The organism is Haloarcula rara (assembly GCF_029338235.1).
Taxonomy (GTDB): domain Archaea; phylum Halobacteriota; class Halobacteria; order Halobacteriales; family Haloarculaceae; genus Haloarcula; species Haloarcula rara.
In genome coordinates this window covers 2,574,061-2,587,977 of record NZ_CP119785.1, presented here as the reverse complement: position 1 = coordinate 2,587,977, position 13,917 = coordinate 2,574,061, and the positions used below count along the sequence as shown (strand labels likewise).

Sequence of the window (13,917 nt, the reverse complement as noted above, 5' to 3'; positions counted from 1 at the left end):
TGTATCAACAGCAATCTTACTTAAACTTTCGCCACATATATTCCAGATGATAACTGGTTGGTTTCGAGTTGGGCAGCCAGGGCCGTAACCCTGGGAGTTCACGAGACGAACGACTCGATGCGGTTCATGGCGGTCTTGAGGTCGTCCAGCCCGGTCGCATACGAGACGCGGAGGTGGCCGGCACCGCCCTCCCCGAAGGCCGTGCCGGGGACCACAGCGACTTTCTCTTCCTGCAGAAGCGCCTCGGCGAATTCGCCGGCGTCGTCCCACGGACACTCCGGGAAGGCATAGAACGCGCCCGAAGCGGGGAAACAGGAGAGGCCCATGTCCTCGAACCGCGAGAGGACGTAGTTGCGCCGGCGGTCGTACTGGGCGGTCATCTCCTGGACCTCGTCGAGGCAGTTGTCAAGCGCCTCGATGGCAGCGTACTGGGCAGTCGTCGGCGCCGACAGCATCGTGTACTGGTGGATGCGGTTCATCGCCGTGATGGCGTCCTCGGGCCCCATCGCATAGCCCAGGCGAAAGCCCGTCATCGCGAACGCCTTCGAGAACCCGTTGAACACGACGGTCCGTTCGCGCATCCCCGGCAGCGTCGCGATTGAGGTGTGCTCGTGCTCGTAGGTCAGGTCGGCGTATATCTCGTCGGCGAAGACGGCCAGGTCGTGCTCCCGGCAGAACGCCGCCACCTCGCGCAGCTCCTCGCCCGTCATCGTCGCCCCGGTCGGGTTGTTCGGATAGCAGTAGACGAGCGCGTCGGCCTCGGCCGCACCGGACGCTTCGAGCACGTCGCGGGTCAGCTTGAACTCGTCCTCGACGCGGGTGGGTACGTCGACCACGTCGACGCTCGCGAACGTCGCCCCGGGGACGTAGGAGACGTAGCAGGGCTGGGCCACGGCCAGTTTGTCGCCGGGATTCAACAGCGCACGAAAGGCGAGGTCGAGCCCCTCGCTCGCGCCCGCAGTGACGACCATTTCATTGTCCGGGTCGTAGTCGAGGTCGTGCTGTGCCGACTCATAGCGCGAGATGCGCTCACGAAGCTCGCGTTTCCCCTTGTTGGCCGTATAGGAGGTCTGGCCGCGTTCCAGCGACGTAATCGCGGCTTCCCGGGCCGCCCACGGTGCCGAGAAGTCCGGCTCACCCACACCGAGCGAGATGATGTCGTCCATCTCTTCGGCCAGCTCGAAGAACCGCCGGATACCCGACGGCGGCACGGCGTCGACTCGGTCGGCTGGCTCCAGTGTCATGGTGAGACCGACAGCCTGTCGTCGTCGTCGTGGTCGTCGAACTCCATGCCCTGTTCCTTGTAGGACTCCATGATGTAGTGGGTCACCGTCTGGGTGATTTCCGGGATGGGCGCTATCTTGTCGCTGATGAAGTGTGAGACCTCCCGCATCGAGTCGCCCTCGACGGTGAGATCGAAGTCGTAGTCGCCGCTGACGAGCCGCAGCGAGGTCACCTCGGGGAACTTCGCGATGCGGTCGGCGATGTCGCCGTAGTTGGTCTCACGGTCGAGCGCGACGTTGAGTTCGACGGTCGCCCGGACCCGCTCGCCGTCGGTCTCCAGGGCGTCCCAGTTGACCACGGCCTGATAGCCCCTGATGACGCCACTCTCCTCGAGCTCCGCCAGGATGTCCTCGACCTCGCTCTCGGTGAACTCGGTCATGTGGGCGAGGTCCTCGGCGGTGTACCGGGCGTTCTCCTCCAGCAGGTCCAGAATCTCGCGTGGGCTGCTCATACAGTGAGGCGGGCAGTCACTATCAAAAGCCTTGCTCAACGCTGGGACACAGTGACAGTCTGCAATGATCGAGACACACGCGAGTTTTAATTGGGAGTAGCCAAAGAGGGAGTATAATGTTCGACGACGCGAACGACGCGCCCGAGACCGGCTGGGGCCACGTCGCTTCTCACGACGACGCGCCGGCCGTCATCGACACGCTCCTGCGGCTGGACCCGGCGACCAGATACACGAAGACCGAACTCAGCGACGAGGCCGGCGTCGCCCTGAAGTCCCTCTACCTGGACGGGACCCTCGACCACCTCGTCGAGATGGGGTTTCTCGAGAAACACGCCGACGAGGGCGAAGAGGTACTGTTCAGTGTCGACGCGGAGACGGCGGTCTTCGAGGCCGCGGTCGCGTTCGACGATGCCATCGCCGCCCGACTGGACGAGTGAGCGTCGACGACGGAATCCGACCGTTCTTTGTCAGCGCCGTCGAACCATCGTAAACAGTGGTCTCACAGTCCAGACTGGTCGTCGGCCTCGTCGGCGGCTCCCATCTGGTCAACCACGCGTATTTCATGCTGTTGCCGCCGATATTCGGTCCGCTACGGGCCGACCTCGGTCTGACGAACGCCCAGCTCGGCGTCGCGCTCGGGGTCGTCGGCGTCGTCGTGACGGCGCTGCAGTTGCCGTTTGGCTCGCTCTCGGACTCCCGGGGTCGGACCCCGGTACTTGCTATCTCGCTTTCCTTCGGCGCGCTGGGGGCGCTCCTGACTGCCACCGCACAGAGCTACACGTGGCTGCTCGGGGCGAGCGTCGTCACCGGGATTGGTATCGCGGGCCACCACCCGGCACACTACCCGCTCATCGGCGCGGCGACGACGGCCGAGCGGCGGGGGCGGGCCTACAGCGTCCACGGCTTTACCGGGGCGCTGGGCTTTGCCGCGCCGCCGGCCATCGTCGCGGCGGCGTCGACGCTGGGTCTGGACTGGCGGCTGGCCATCGGTGCTATCGCCGCCGTCGGCACCCTCTATGCGGTCGTCTGTCTGCTGGCCTTCGACCGCTACGTCGACCGGTATATCACGCATCCGACGAGCGATGCGGCGCCATCCGCGGCGGAGCCCGCCAGTGATCCGCCACTCACCACGCGCGTCCGTCGGGAGCTCCTGCGTGTGGTCGCCTCGCCGCCCATCGTCGCGCTCACCGTCCTGTGGTTTTGCACGTCGGCCGCGGGGTGGGGTATCAAACAGTACACCGCGACGCTGCTGTCGACGGGCTACGCAATTCCGGACTCGACTGCGAACTTCGCCGTCTCGGCGATGCTCACCGTCGGCGCGGTGCTCATCTTCGGGGGCGGCTGGCTCACCGACCGACACGCGCCGGGCCCGGTACTCGTCGGCGGCTACGCCGCGCTCGTCGCCGTCGCCGGGCTGCTGGCGATTGGGTCGCTTCCGGTCCTCGGAGCGCTCGCGCTGGTGCTCGTCCTGTCGGCGACTGTCGACGGCAGCCGCCCCGCGAGAGCCGCCCTCGCCGACGCGCTTTCGGCCGAGGACTCCGCGGGCAAGAACTTCGGGCTGCTGACAATCGGTATCTCCGGCGGCGCCGCCGTCGCCCCGCCCGTGCTGTCGGTGGTCGTCGGCCGCTTCGGTGTCGCGGCGGTTTTCTTTGCTATCGCCGGGCTCGGCGTCGTCGCTATCGGACTGACCGGAGTGGTGCTGTCGGTCGGTGGGCGGGCCGTCGCGAGGGGCGCACAGCCCGGCGATTGAACGGGCCAGTCTTACCGTTCCGGTGTCGTGTTTGGTTACGAAAATCGAGTGCTAACAGCCAGTCGCCCCTTTCAGGCTCTGTGAGTCGATAGCTACTAGACTAAACACTGGCCGGCAGCCACGGACTTTTACAAGCCGGCCGTGTAGGTTCTCATACCATGGTCTCACTCGACTCCGAATCCGACGTGCTCCAGCGCGGTGACAGCGCGCCGGGCTTCGAACTGGCGGGCGCCGACGGCGGGCTGTACGCGCTCGAGGACTTCGCCGACTACGAGGCGCTGCTCGTCGTGTTCACCTGCAACCACTGCCCGTACGCCAAGGCCAAGATACCGGAGCTGAACCGCCTGGCAGCAGAGTACGACGACCTCGCCGTCGTGGGTGTCAACTCGAACGACCCGAAGGCGTACCCCGACGATTCCTTCGAACGGATGCAGGAGGTCGTGGCCGACGGGACCGTCGACTACGACGCCTACCTCCACGACGCCGACCAGTCGGTCGCGGCCGCCTACGGCGCTCGCTGTACGCCCGACCCGTTCCTCTTTGACAACGACGATGGCGATTTCCGGCTGGCCTACCACGGCCGGCTCGACGACGCACCCAACCCCGACGACGACCCCAGCGAACGGGAGATGGCCGCTCACGTCGAGACGCTGCTGTCCGGCGATGAGATTTCCGCCGCGGAGAAGCCCTCGCGGGGCTGTTCCATCAAGTGGATGGAGGGGAATGAGCCAGATTACTGGGATCTCTAAGGCCGCGTCTATTTCTGCCATTCTGAAAAGTGTTCTAAACGAAAACTACGACCGTTGTAATTTGCTGGGCAGGTTTATGTATCAGCGTGGCGTCCATAATCATGGACTATGAAGAAACTCATCAACGACCCGGACAATGTGGTCGACGAGATGCTAGACGGAATGGTGGCCGCCTACCCGGACCAGGTTCGTCGACTTCCTGACACGAAGGTGCTTGTACGGGACGACGCCCCGGTTGACGGGAAAGTGGGCATCGTCAGCGGTGGTGGGAGCGGCCACGAGCCGACCCACGCGGGCTACCTCGGTGAGGGGATGCTCGACGGTGCCGCGGCCGGCGAGGTGTTCACGTCCCCGACAGCGGACGAGTTAGAGGAACTGGTGGGGGCGGCCGACAGCGGCGAGGGCGTCCTCATGGTCATCAAGAACTACGAGGGCGACGTGATGAACTTCGAGACCGCCGGCGAGATGGTCGAGATGGAAGGGACCGACGTCGCGCAGGTCGTCGTCGACGACGACGTGGCCGTCGAGGACTCGCTGTACACCTCGGGCCGCCGCGGTGTCTGTGGGACCATCCTCGTCCACAAGGCCGCCGGCGCGAAGGCCGCCGAGGGCGCGGACTTAGAGGAGGTCCAGCGGGTCGCTCAGAAAGTCATCGACAACGTCGGCACGATGGGGATGGCGCTCACGTCCTGTATCACACCGGAGAAGGGCGAGGCGACGTTCGACCTCCCCGAAGACGAGATCGAACTGGGCATCGGTATCCACGGCGAGCCCGGCGTCGAGCGCACCGACGTGATGAGCGCCGACGATATCACGGAGGAGCTCACCCAAAATGTCCTCGAAGACCTCGACCTCGACGAGGGCCAGGAAGTGATGACAATCGTCAACGGGATGGGCGGCACCCCACAGATGGAGCTGTTCGTCGTCAACCGCAAGCTCCAGGAGATTCTGGGCGACCACGGCCTGGAGACGTGGGACGCCTGGGTGGGCGACTACATGACCTCCCTGGACATGGAGGGGTGCTCTATCACGGTCTGTGCCGTCGACGAGGAGCTGAAGGAACTGCTCGGCGCGCCGGCGGAGACGCCGGCGCTGACGGTGAAATGAGCGACGACGGCGAGGCCGTCGTCGCCGCGGTCGCGGCGGTCGCAGACCGGCTGGAGACCGAGCGGTCCCACCTGACGGACCTCGACTCCGCTATCGGCGACGCGGACCACGGCGGGAACATGGCCCGCGGGTGGGCCGCCGCCGCAGAGGCCGTCGCCGAGCTCGACGAGCCCGAGCCGATGGCCGTCGTCAAGACGGCGGGCAAGACACTGCTGTCGGAGGTCGGCGGCGCGTCGGGCCCGCTGTACGGCGGTTCGCTGGTCTTCGCCAGCCCCGAACTCGAAGACGGCATCACGGCCGAAACGGCCGTCGCGTTCGCGGAGACCTATCTGGAGAAAGTGCAGGACCGCGGCGACGCCCGCGTCGGCGACAAGACCATGGTCGACGCGCTGGTGCCGGCTGTTCACACGTTCAAGAAGTCGGTCGAAGTCGACGATATGGAGCCGGTGGCGGCGCTTTCGAAGGCCGTCGCCGCCGCGGGCCGTGGCGTGGACTTCACCGTCCCCATCCGGGCCTCGAAGGGTCGGGCCTCGTACCTGGGCTGGCGCTCGGTGGGCCACCAGGACCCCGGCGCCACCAGCACGCTGTACATCATGGAGGAGCTGCTCGACGTGGCCACGGAGTACGGCGAGGCCCCCGAGGAGCTGCCCGACCACGCCGAGTCGCCGACCATCCCTGACGGCGAGGTGACCGAGGACTGATGGTCGGGCTCGTCGTCGTCTCACACAGCCAGACGGCCGCCGACGGCATCGCAGCGGTGGCCGGCGAGATGGGTGGGGAGACGCGCATCGAGTCGGTCGGCGGTGACGGCCAGGGCGGCTTCGGCACGGTCGCAGACGACATCGAGGCCGCTATCGAGGCGGCAGACGGCGGCGACGGTGTCGTCGTGCTCGTCGACCTCGGCAGCGCCGTGATGAACGCAGAGGTCGCTATAGAGTCGAGCGAAGTCGATGCGGTCATCGCCGACGCGCCGGTACTGGAGGGGACGGTTAACGCCGCTGTCACCGCGACCAGTCCGAAAGCCACCGTCGAGTCGGTCCGCGAGCAGGCCGAGGCGGCCCGCGGTGTCGAGAAGCTCTAGGTCAGTCCCCGTCTTCCAGCGTCGAGAGGACCGATTCCAGCGCGTCGAGCGCCGCTTCCGCGTCGTCGCCCGCTGCGACGAGCCGTACCACGTCGCCGTGTTTCGCGCCCAGTCCGGTCACCGAGAGCATACTGTTCGCGGGCACGAGTTCTCCGCTGTCGGCGAGTCCGACCTCGACCGACGCATCGTACTCGTTGACTGTCTGGACGAACTTCGAGGCCGGTCGGGCGTGCAGCCCGGCCTCGGGGACGATCTCGACGTCTCGTTCCATAGCTGACCAAGGAGCCCGGCGACCATTACTATGCGGGGGTCGCCAAACTGTTCACTGGCCAGGTCGTCTGCAGTGGGCCGCGAGTCGGCCACTGGGATATCTATCGGTCGTGCTATCGGTTGGCTACGTGGTCGGCCCCTCGCACGCTTGGAACCATATCCGAGAGTCGGACCCGGTGACCGAGGATTTACCCGCCGACCGCTCACACGGCCGGTATGGACGAGACGCCCATCCCCGACGTGACCGAGCAGTTCGCCCGCACGCTGGCGCCGGCGCCCGACGAGATTATCGCGGAGATGGACGAGCGAGCCGACCGCGAGGGCTTTCCCACGGTGGGTCCAGCCGTCGGCGCGTGGCTCCGCCTGCTGGCCCGCCTGACCGACGCCGAGCGGGTCTTCGAGTTCGGCTCGGGCTTTGGCTACTCGGCGTACTGGCTGGCGCCCGAGATACCCGCGGACGGAGAGATAGTGCTCACCGAAATCGATGCCGACGAACTCGAGGACGCCCGCGAGTACCTCAAGCGGGGCGGCTACGCCGACCGCGCGGTCTTCGAACACGGCGACGCCATCGACGTCGTCGACCGCTACGACGGCCCCTTCGACGTGGTGCTCGTCGACAACGAGAAAGGGCGCTACACCGAGGCGTTCGAGGCCGTCCGCGAGAAGGTGCCGGTCGGTGGCGTCGTCGCCGCGGACAACGCCGTCGAGGCCGGCCCGCTGGACTTTGCCGACATCCGGGCCCTGCTTGCCGGCGAGTCGGTCGAGGCGAGCGACGCGAGCCAGGGTATCGCCGCGTATCTGGAACGCGTTCGGAACGACCCCGACTTCGAGACCGGCCTGCTGCCACTCGGTGAAGGCGTCGCCGTCAGTGTTCGGGTGCAGTGAGCGGGGCGACGGACAGTCCCACTGGAGCCTCCGATTCTCGGCATCGAAAATGGGGGTGTATAGCTTATGTGGCAGGCCTCGAAATTTCGGGCCAACTGACTATGAGTTTGATGATAGATATCAGGAAGCTCGGGCTCTTCAACAAGATGGCAAAGGAGGGGGGCAACACCGTCGCCAACCACCTGAGCCAGATGACCGGGATGGAGACCGAGATGGAGATAACGAAGATAAACTTCATCGACATCCCCGATATCAAGACCCACATCGGCGACGAGAAGCAGATCGGCATCAGCATCGAGATGGTCGAGAAACCCCACGGCTACATCCTCTTTCTGTTCAACGCCCGGAGCGCGAAGGACCTCGCCCACGGCATGATCGGCGATATGGGCGAGACGAGCGACGCGGGCGGCTTCACCGACATGGAGCGGTCGGCAATCCAGGAGATCGGGAACATCATGACCAGCGGCTTCATCGACGGCTGGGCGAACGTCTTGGATACGACTATCGACATCTCCACGCCGAACTTCACCTTCGGCCCGGGCAGCGGGATGGTAGACCAGCTCGTCGGCGACCGCGACAACGATATGGCGCTGATGTTCGACTCCCGGGTCCACGCGCTGGACTCCGATATCAACGTCAAGGTGTACACGTTCCCGGAGCTTGAGGAACTGGTCGGTCTGATGCAGGAAATCGAAGTCTAGGCGACCATCGACAACGTGCGGGTCACTCACCATAATTTAGCTGACACTCTTGTGTGCCGGGGTCGTATGGTACCATATGCCAGGTGGTTCCCCCCAGACACTGAGGCCGTTCCTGTGGCGCGCGCGGCAGTTGTACGCGGAAACAGAGGTCGTCTCCCGATCACACGAGGGTATCGTCCGCTACGACTACGACACGTACGGCGACCGCGTCGCGCAACTGGCGAACGTCCTCGACGGGGCGGGCTACGGTGAGAGCGCGGAGTCGGCCGACAGTGATGGCGGCGCGCGCGTCGCCACGTTCTGCTGGAACCACCATCGCCACTTCGAGACCTACTTCGGCGTCCCGGGGATGGGCGCGCAACTGCACACCATCAACCCGCTGTTGCCCGACAAACACATCCAGTACATCGTCGAGAACGCGGCCGACCGGACCGTCTTCGTCGACGAGTCGCTCCTGCCGAAACTAGAGGGAGCCGTCGCCGACGACCCCGACCCGTTCGAGACGGTCGAGCGGTACGTGGTGATGGGCGAGTCGGTCCCCGAGACCGACCTCGACACCGTCGCCTACGAGTCCCTTATCGGCGACCAGCCGACGACCTACGACTGGCCCGAACTCGCCGAGGACCGCCCTGCGGGACTCTGTTACACCTCCGGTACGACCGGGCAGCCGAAGGGCGTCGAGTACACCCAGCAGATGCTCTGGTCGCACACGATGGGTATCCAGTCGCCACAGGGCATCCCGCTCGCCGACGACGACGTCGTGATGCCCGTCGTGCCGATGTTCCACGTCAACGCGTGGGGGCTCCCGTTCTCGGCGACCGCCGGCGGCGCGAAACACGTCTACCCCGGCCCGAAACCCTCGCCCGCGGACCTCGCCGGCCTCATCGAGGACGAGGGCGTCACCGTCACCGCCGGGGTGCCGACCGTGTGGCTCGGGTTGATGGAGTACGTCAAGGACCACGATGTCGACCTCTCCTCGCTCGACCGACTGGTGGTCGGGGGCAGCGCCGCGCCCGAAGCGATGATACGCTTCTTCGACGACCGCGGGGTGGAGCTGGTCCACGCCTGGGGGATGACCGAGACGGCCCCGGTCGGTGCTGTCTCGCACGTCAAACACGACCTCGCCGACACCGACTACGACACCAGACTGGCGAAGCGGCGCAAGCAGGGCCTCGTGGTGCCTGGCCTGGAGTTCAGGGTCGTCGACGACGAGGGCAAGGCGGTCCCCCACGACGGGGAGGCCTTCGGCGAACTCCACGTCCGCGGGCCCTGGGTCACCACGGAGTACTTCGCCCGGCCGGAGGCCACCGAAGCGGAGTTCGCGGACGGCTACCTCAGGACCGGCGACGTCGTCACCGTCGACCCCGACGGCTACATCGACATCGTCGACCGCGCCAAGGACGTCATCAAGAGCGGCGGGGAGTGGATATCCTCACAGGAACTGGAGAACGAACTGCTGGGCCACGAGGCCGTCGCCGAGGCAGCCGTCATCGGCGTGCCCCACGAGCGCTGGCAGGAACGGCCGCTCGCGCTGGTCGTGCCGAGCGGTGAGGGCGTCGACTCGCTGTCCGACACGCTGCGGGAGTACATCCGACAGACGTACCCGAACTGGTGGGTACCGGACAACGTCGTCACCGTCGAGGAGATACCCAAGACTGCGACGGGGAAATTCGACAAGAAGGTGCTGCGCGAAGAGTACAGCGACGAGTCACTGGTCGAGGGGCGTGTCCCAGACGAGGCAGCGCCGGAGTAGGCGTCCCGGGGCTTTCGAGGGCGAGTAGCCGCCAGTCCGCCGAGTCCGGACTCAGAAACAACTCCAGTGGGGTTTTCTGCAGTTTCACGAGGTATATGGTGACACCGCACATGGGTAGGAGTATGGAGTTCCTTTCGGAGTATCCGGTGCCGGAACACGCCCGCGACGTGAAAGCCGAGGCCCGCGAGTTCGCCCAGGAACACATCGAACCAGTGGCCGCCGACTACTACGAGTCCGGGGAGTACCCCTGGGAGGTCCTCGAAGCCGGGATGGAGGCCGGCCTCGTCGCACAGGACCTGGGCGAGGAGGTGGGCGGAAAAGGCTACGACCTCCTGCAGGTGCTAGCTATGGCCGAGGAGATGTACCGGGCCGACGCCGGTATCGCGCTGACGCTCCAGCTTGCGAGCTTCGGCGCCGAAATCGTCGAGGACCACGGCAGCGAGGAACAGAAAGCGGAGTTCCTCCGCCCCGTCGCCGAGAACGAACAGATTACAGGCCTCGCCGTCTCGGAGCCCGAGACCGGCAGCGACCTCGCGGGGATGAACACGAGTGCCGAGAAGGACGGCGACGAGTGGGTCATCAACGGCGAGAAGTACTGGATCGGCAACGGCGTCGAGGCCGACTGGGTCACCCTCTATGCGAAGACAGGGTCGGACCCGAACAACCGCTACGGCAACTACTCGATGTTCATCGTCCCGACGGACGCCCCCGGCTACGACGCCGAGCACATCCCCGAGAAGATGGGCTTCCGGGCCTCGAAGCAGGCTCACATCGTCCTCGACGACTGTCGCATTCCCGAGGACCACCTCATCGGCGTCGAGGGCGCCGGCTTCTACATGCTCGCGGAGTTCTTCAACCACGGCCGGGTCATCGTCGCGGGCCACGGTCTCGGCCTCGCCGCCGCTGCCATCGAGGAGGCGTGGGACTTCGTCCACGACCGCGAGGCGTTCGGCCGCACCGTCGACGAGTTCCAGGCCGTCCAGCACAAGCTCGCCGATATGCAACTATCCTTCCAGTCGGCCCGCTCGCTCTCGTGGGACGCCGCCCGCCGCGTCGCCAACCAGGAAGACGCCGGCTACTGGGCCGCGCTGGCCAAGACCGCCGGCACCGAGGCCGCGACGGAGTGTTCTCAGAAGGGTATGCAACTCCACGGTGGCCGGTCGGTGCTGCTGGAGAACCGCATCTCACGGGTGTTCCGTGACGCGCGGATTCCGGTCATCTACGAGGGCGCCAACGACATCCAGCGGAATCTCATCTATCGGCAGACGCCGCAGTGATCAGTCCGTCAGTACGACATCTATATCCGCAAGGTCCCGCACTGGACCACGGTCGAAATCGTTCTTGTTGTGTGTGATGAACCTGCCACCTGCTTCCTGCGCTGTCGCCAGATTCAGGAGGTCGATCGGGTCGAGGGTGACACCCTGGGACTGTAGCTTCTCGTCGAGATACGCGGCTTCGAGGGCAGTGTCAACTGTGAACGGGAGGATTCTGTCGAAGCTATTTCGGAGATGCTGCAGTTCCTGCACCATATCGGTCCGACTCCCGTGGTACTGAAATGACTCCCACGCGACGTGGGCCGGAATCGTCCACTCGTCGGTACGGTACTGCTGGAGGTGCTGGACCACTGTTTGGTCCGAGTTGCGGAGCTTCACCAGCACATCCCTGTCGAGGACGAGCATCTACCGGCGGTTCTCCAGCGAGTCGTTCAATCGGTCACGGGCGTCGTCCATCCGCTCGATATCACTCTCGTCGACGGATGGCAGGGACTGTGCGATGGCTTCGACATCTTTCTCGGTCCGACTGAGACGGTCCAGCAGGTCGTTGAAGGTCTCGTCGTCCCGTTTGAGGTCCCGGAGCCGTTCTTTCACTTCGTCGCTGACGCGTATCGTGCTCATGTGTATACAGTGTGTACAGCCACCTGTATGAGTTACGGTGACGCGGCTGACAATACTAATTAGTTCGGACCCACCCTTTTCTTTTCAGCCACCCTACACCCCATATGGAACCTCCCGAAGTCACGTTTCTGGACCGCGGGCGAGTGATGGCCGACCGGAGCTTCGTCGTCGACGGGACCAGCGTCGCGACGGCGTCGAACCGCGACCCCGACCACGAGTACGAGGAGTACGTCGTCTGGAACCTCCTCATCGAGACGCCCGAGCGCACGATACTGTGGGACACCGGCTCACATCCCGAGGCCGGCGACGGCTACTGGCCCGCACCGCTGTACGAGGCCTTCGCCCACGTCGACGCCGACGAGCATACCCTGGAGGGTGACCTCGCCGAGGCCGGCTACGCGCTCGACGACATCGACGCCGTCGTCATGAGCCACCTCCACCTGGACCACGCCGGCGGCCTCGAGAACTTCGCCGGGACGGACGTGCCAATCTACGTCCATCGCGAGGAACTCCCCTACGCCTATTACAGCGCGAAGACGGCGGCGGGCTCTATCGCCTACCTCGCGAGCGACTTCGACCACGACCTCAACTGGGAGATAGTCCACGGCGACAGCTACCACCTCGCCGAGGGCGTCGAACTGCTCCACCTGCCCGGCCACACGCCCGGCCTCATGGGTGCGCTCGTCGAGCGGGCAGGCGACCCGCTGCTCGTGGTGGGCGACGAGGCCTACGTCGAGGCTAACTACGCGGGCCAGTCGATGGCGACGAGCCTTCTGTGGAGCAACGCCGCCTGGCGCGAGAGCCTGGCGCGCTGTCGGGATATCGAGCGAGAGACGAGCGCGGAGACTCTACTGGGCCACGACCTCTCGGTGTTCGAGTCAGTTGTCTAGAGCGGCGACAGCGTCAACCGCTCGCCGTCGCGTGTCCGGACGACCCAGCGGTCCTCGCCGCGGTCGACGACGGTCCAGAGGCCAAACTGGAAGTGCAGTTCGAACTCGACGGCGTTGACGCGCTGGCCGGTCTCTGCAATCCGGTACGCTGTCGCCGTGGCGACGGGACTGCTCACTGTTCGACCGTTCCGTACCGGGACGCCAGGTGGTCGACGATGTAGTCGACCGTCCCGGGGTCGTACGTCCAGAAGCCGTAGAACTCGCGGGGCTCGCGCTCCTCGGCCAGCAGCGCGCATTTCTGCGTGGTAGCCTCGTCGTCGGTCCCGTCGTCGAAGACGACGAACCACGACGTCGCTATCTCCTCGCTGCGGTCCAGATGAAGCTGGAACGTGCTGTGGGTCGGCGGGTCGATATCGGGCACCGCGTAGGCGTGGACATCGACTGCCGAATCGCCGAGTCGCTCGTACAGCGCGCGTTCGCCCTGCAGCGTCGAGAGCGTCTGAAAGCCGGCGTACAGGGACCCCTCGCCGACCCGCCAGGCGCGGTCCTCTATCTCACGGGACGCGGCGACCATCCGCTCGATAGACCAGGAGGTAAAGAGGGTCTCGTCCAGATGGTCGAGGAGGCTGTGACCGGCGTCCTCGCCCAGCACGCGCTCGCGGTCGTCGAGTGAATCGTAGAACGAGTCGATATCCGTCGCCGCGTAGACGCCGTCGGCGTCCGAGAGGGTGAGGAACTCGCCGGGCCGGCCGCTCCCGGTCGTCTCCCGGACGACCCGGACGTTCCGGTCCGCAAAGCGGTCCCGAAGGTCGTCGGTGACCGCCCCGTCGGCGTTGAACACCGTCAGGGTCTGCTCGTGGGCTTCAACGCCGGCGATGAGTTCGCTGAGCGACATTCACATCGAAGAGACGCCCGGTACGGCATTAGGCCTTCCGACGAGTGCGACTGCGGTGTCCACTGCTCCCTGCTGACAAGTGAGATGCCACGCGGTCGCCAGTGTGAGCCGACCGCGGGTCTCGAGCCAGATTCGGGGCGATAATTGTCTGAGCTCCAACTATTTCGGCCGGGCTGAAAACTCCGGAGATTAATCATTGCAGTTTA

At 65.5% G+C, this 13,917-nt stretch carries 18 protein-coding genes; 11 read left to right on the top strand and 7 right to left on the bottom strand.

All coding sequences use genetic code 11. The features are described 5' to 3' along the window. Positions 1-98: 98 nt before the first annotated feature. Both P1K32_RS13790 and P1K32_RS13785 read right to left on the bottom strand, forming a co-directional pair. Positions 99-1,244, bottom strand: coding sequence for a pyridoxal phosphate-dependent aminotransferase (locus P1K32_RS13790; protein WP_276250286.1), 1,146 nt, complete (start codon positions 1,242-1,244; stop codon positions 99-101). After that, positions 1,241-1,735 carry an Lrp/AsnC family transcriptional regulator gene (locus P1K32_RS13785; protein ID WP_276250285.1) on the bottom strand — a complete coding sequence of 165 codons (495 nt, stop codon included), beginning with the start codon at positions 1,733-1,735 and terminating at the stop codon, positions 1,241-1,243. Before P1K32_RS13785 ends, P1K32_RS13790 begins: the two co-directional genes overlap by 4 nt. 116 nt (positions 1,736-1,851) lie before the next feature. Between P1K32_RS13785 and P1K32_RS13780 the strand changes: the two genes are divergently transcribed. The 6 genes from P1K32_RS13780 (at position 1,852) to P1K32_RS13755 (ending at position 6,422) form a co-directional block, all read left to right on the top strand. Then, positions 1,852-2,172, top strand: a complete 321-nt coding sequence (locus P1K32_RS13780; RefSeq protein WP_276250284.1) for a hypothetical protein — start codon at positions 1,852-1,854, stop codon at positions 2,170-2,172. A 56-nt stretch (positions 2,173-2,228) separates the two neighbouring features. Continuing rightward, the gene (locus P1K32_RS13775; RefSeq protein ID WP_276250283.1) at positions 2,229-3,485 is read left to right on the top strand and encodes an MFS transporter; all 1,257 of its coding nucleotides are present in this window, start codon (positions 2,229-2,231) and stop codon (positions 3,483-3,485) included. Positions 3,486-3,643: 158 nt separating this feature from the next. Next, a complete protein-coding gene (locus tag P1K32_RS13770; RefSeq protein ID WP_276250282.1) occupies positions 3,644-4,234 on the top strand; it encodes a thioredoxin family protein in 591 nt (196 codons plus the stop codon). Positions 4,235-4,342: 108 nt separating this feature from the next. Beyond that, entirely contained in the window at positions 4,343-5,341 is a 999-nt protein-coding gene (gene dhaK / locus P1K32_RS13765) for a dihydroxyacetone kinase subunit DhaK (RefSeq protein ID WP_276250281.1), read from the top strand. Beyond that, the gene (gene dhaL, locus P1K32_RS13760) at positions 5,338-6,042 is read left to right on the top strand and encodes a dihydroxyacetone kinase subunit DhaL (protein ID WP_276250280.1); all 705 of its coding nucleotides are present in this window, start codon (positions 5,338-5,340) and stop codon (positions 6,040-6,042) included. The genes dhaK and dhaL overlap by 4 nt, the downstream gene beginning before the upstream one ends. Continuing rightward, a complete protein-coding gene (locus P1K32_RS13755; protein ID WP_276250279.1) occupies positions 6,042-6,422 on the top strand; it encodes a PTS-dependent dihydroxyacetone kinase phosphotransferase subunit DhaM in 381 nt (126 codons plus the stop codon). Before dhaL ends, P1K32_RS13755 begins: the two co-directional genes overlap by 1 nt. Before the next feature lies 1 nt (position 6,423). On the opposite strand, the gene P1K32_RS13750 is transcribed toward P1K32_RS13755, so the two are convergent. Next, the gene (locus P1K32_RS13750; protein ID WP_276250278.1) at positions 6,424-6,693 is read right to left on the bottom strand and encodes an HPr family phosphocarrier protein; all 270 of its coding nucleotides are present in this window, start codon (positions 6,691-6,693) and stop codon (positions 6,424-6,426) included. Positions 6,694-6,908: 215 nt separating this feature from the next. Here P1K32_RS13750 and P1K32_RS13745 point away from each other — a divergent pair, with 215 nt between their 5' ends. From P1K32_RS13745 to P1K32_RS13730, 4 genes are all read left to right on the top strand, one after another. Further along, the gene (locus tag P1K32_RS13745; RefSeq protein ID WP_276250277.1) at positions 6,909-7,577 is read left to right on the top strand and encodes an O-methyltransferase; all 669 of its coding nucleotides are present in this window, start codon (positions 6,909-6,911) and stop codon (positions 7,575-7,577) included. 101 nt (positions 7,578-7,678) lie between these two features. Further along, positions 7,679-8,278 (top strand): chemotaxis protein CheC, encoded by a 600-nt coding sequence (locus P1K32_RS13740; RefSeq protein ID WP_276250276.1) that lies wholly within the window; start codon positions 7,679-7,681, stop codon positions 8,276-8,278. 76 nt (positions 8,279-8,354) lie between these two features. After that, positions 8,355-10,031, top strand: coding sequence for a long-chain fatty acid--CoA ligase (locus P1K32_RS13735; RefSeq protein ID WP_276250275.1), 1,677 nt, complete (start codon positions 8,355-8,357; stop codon positions 10,029-10,031). Between the two features lie 122 nt (positions 10,032-10,153). Beyond that, complete coding sequence (locus P1K32_RS13730) at positions 10,154-11,308, top strand: acyl-CoA dehydrogenase family protein (protein ID WP_276250274.1); 1,155 nt, start codon at positions 10,154-10,156, stop codon at positions 11,306-11,308. On the opposite strand, the gene P1K32_RS13725 is transcribed toward P1K32_RS13730, so the two are convergent. Beyond that, a complete protein-coding gene (locus tag P1K32_RS13725) occupies positions 11,309-11,710 on the bottom strand; it encodes a type II toxin-antitoxin system VapC family toxin (RefSeq protein ID WP_276250273.1) in 402 nt (133 codons plus the stop codon). Further along, positions 11,711-11,926 carry a DUF7557 family protein gene (locus P1K32_RS13720; protein ID WP_276250272.1) on the bottom strand — a complete coding sequence of 72 codons (216 nt, stop codon included), beginning with the start codon at positions 11,924-11,926 and terminating at the stop codon, positions 11,711-11,713. It lies immediately after the preceding gene. 104 nt (positions 11,927-12,030) lie between these two features. On the opposite strand from P1K32_RS13720, the gene P1K32_RS13715 reads away from it, so the two are divergent. Beyond that, positions 12,031-12,816 carry an N-acyl homoserine lactonase family protein gene (locus P1K32_RS13715; RefSeq protein WP_276250271.1) on the top strand — a complete coding sequence of 262 codons (786 nt, stop codon included), beginning with the start codon at positions 12,031-12,033 and terminating at the stop codon, positions 12,814-12,816. Here the strand turns inward: P1K32_RS13715 and P1K32_RS13710 are convergent. Continuing rightward, positions 12,813-12,992 carry a hypothetical protein gene (locus P1K32_RS13710; RefSeq protein WP_276250270.1) on the bottom strand — a complete coding sequence of 60 codons (180 nt, stop codon included), beginning with the start codon at positions 12,990-12,992 and terminating at the stop codon, positions 12,813-12,815. The genes P1K32_RS13715 and P1K32_RS13710 overlap by 4 nt on opposite strands. Next, positions 12,989-13,711 (bottom strand): DICT sensory domain-containing protein, encoded by a 723-nt coding sequence (locus P1K32_RS13705; RefSeq protein ID WP_276250269.1) that lies wholly within the window; start codon positions 13,709-13,711, stop codon positions 12,989-12,991. The genes P1K32_RS13710 and P1K32_RS13705 overlap by 4 nt, the downstream gene beginning before the upstream one ends. Between the last annotated feature and the right edge of the window lie 206 nt (positions 13,712-13,917).

Coding starts and splice junctions, on each gene's coding strand:
- P1K32_RS13755 (WP_276250279.1), top strand. CDS start 6,042: ATGGTCGGGCTCGTCGTCGTCTCACACAGCCAGACGGCCGCCGACGGC.
- dhaL (WP_276250280.1), top strand. CDS start 5,338: ATGAGCGACGACGGCGAGGCCGTCGTCGCCGCGGTCGCGGCGGTCGCA.
- P1K32_RS13790 (WP_276250286.1), bottom strand. CDS start 1,244: ATGACACTGGAGCCAGCCGACCGAGTCGACGCCGTGCCGCCGTCGGGT.
- P1K32_RS13745 (WP_276250277.1), top strand. CDS start 6,909: ATGGACGAGACGCCCATCCCCGACGTGACCGAGCAGTTCGCCCGCACG.
- P1K32_RS13720 (WP_276250272.1), bottom strand. CDS start 11,926: ATGAGCACGATACGCGTCAGCGACGAAGTGAAAGAACGGCTCCGGGAC.
- P1K32_RS13705 (WP_276250269.1), bottom strand. CDS start 13,711: ATGTCGCTCAGCGAACTCATCGCCGGCGTTGAAGCCCACGAGCAGACC.
- P1K32_RS13730 (WP_276250274.1), top strand. CDS start 10,154: ATGGAGTTCCTTTCGGAGTATCCGGTGCCGGAACACGCCCGCGACGTG.
- P1K32_RS13770 (WP_276250282.1), top strand. CDS start 3,644: ATGGTCTCACTCGACTCCGAATCCGACGTGCTCCAGCGCGGTGACAGC.
- P1K32_RS13750 (WP_276250278.1), bottom strand. CDS start 6,693: ATGGAACGAGACGTCGAGATCGTCCCCGAGGCCGGGCTGCACGCCCGA.
- P1K32_RS13780 (WP_276250284.1), top strand. CDS start 1,852: ATGTTCGACGACGCGAACGACGCGCCCGAGACCGGCTGGGGCCACGTC.
- dhaK (WP_276250281.1), top strand. CDS start 4,343: ATGAAGAAACTCATCAACGACCCGGACAATGTGGTCGACGAGATGCTA.
- P1K32_RS13735 (WP_276250275.1), top strand. CDS start 8,355: ATGCCAGGTGGTTCCCCCCAGACACTGAGGCCGTTCCTGTGGCGCGCG.
- P1K32_RS13725 (WP_276250273.1), bottom strand. CDS start 11,710: ATGCTCGTCCTCGACAGGGATGTGCTGGTGAAGCTCCGCAACTCGGAC.
- P1K32_RS13785 (WP_276250285.1), bottom strand. CDS start 1,735: ATGAGCAGCCCACGCGAGATTCTGGACCTGCTGGAGGAGAACGCCCGG.
- P1K32_RS13715 (WP_276250271.1), top strand. CDS start 12,031: ATGGAACCTCCCGAAGTCACGTTTCTGGACCGCGGGCGAGTGATGGCC.
- P1K32_RS13740 (WP_276250276.1), top strand. CDS start 7,679: ATGAGTTTGATGATAGATATCAGGAAGCTCGGGCTCTTCAACAAGATG.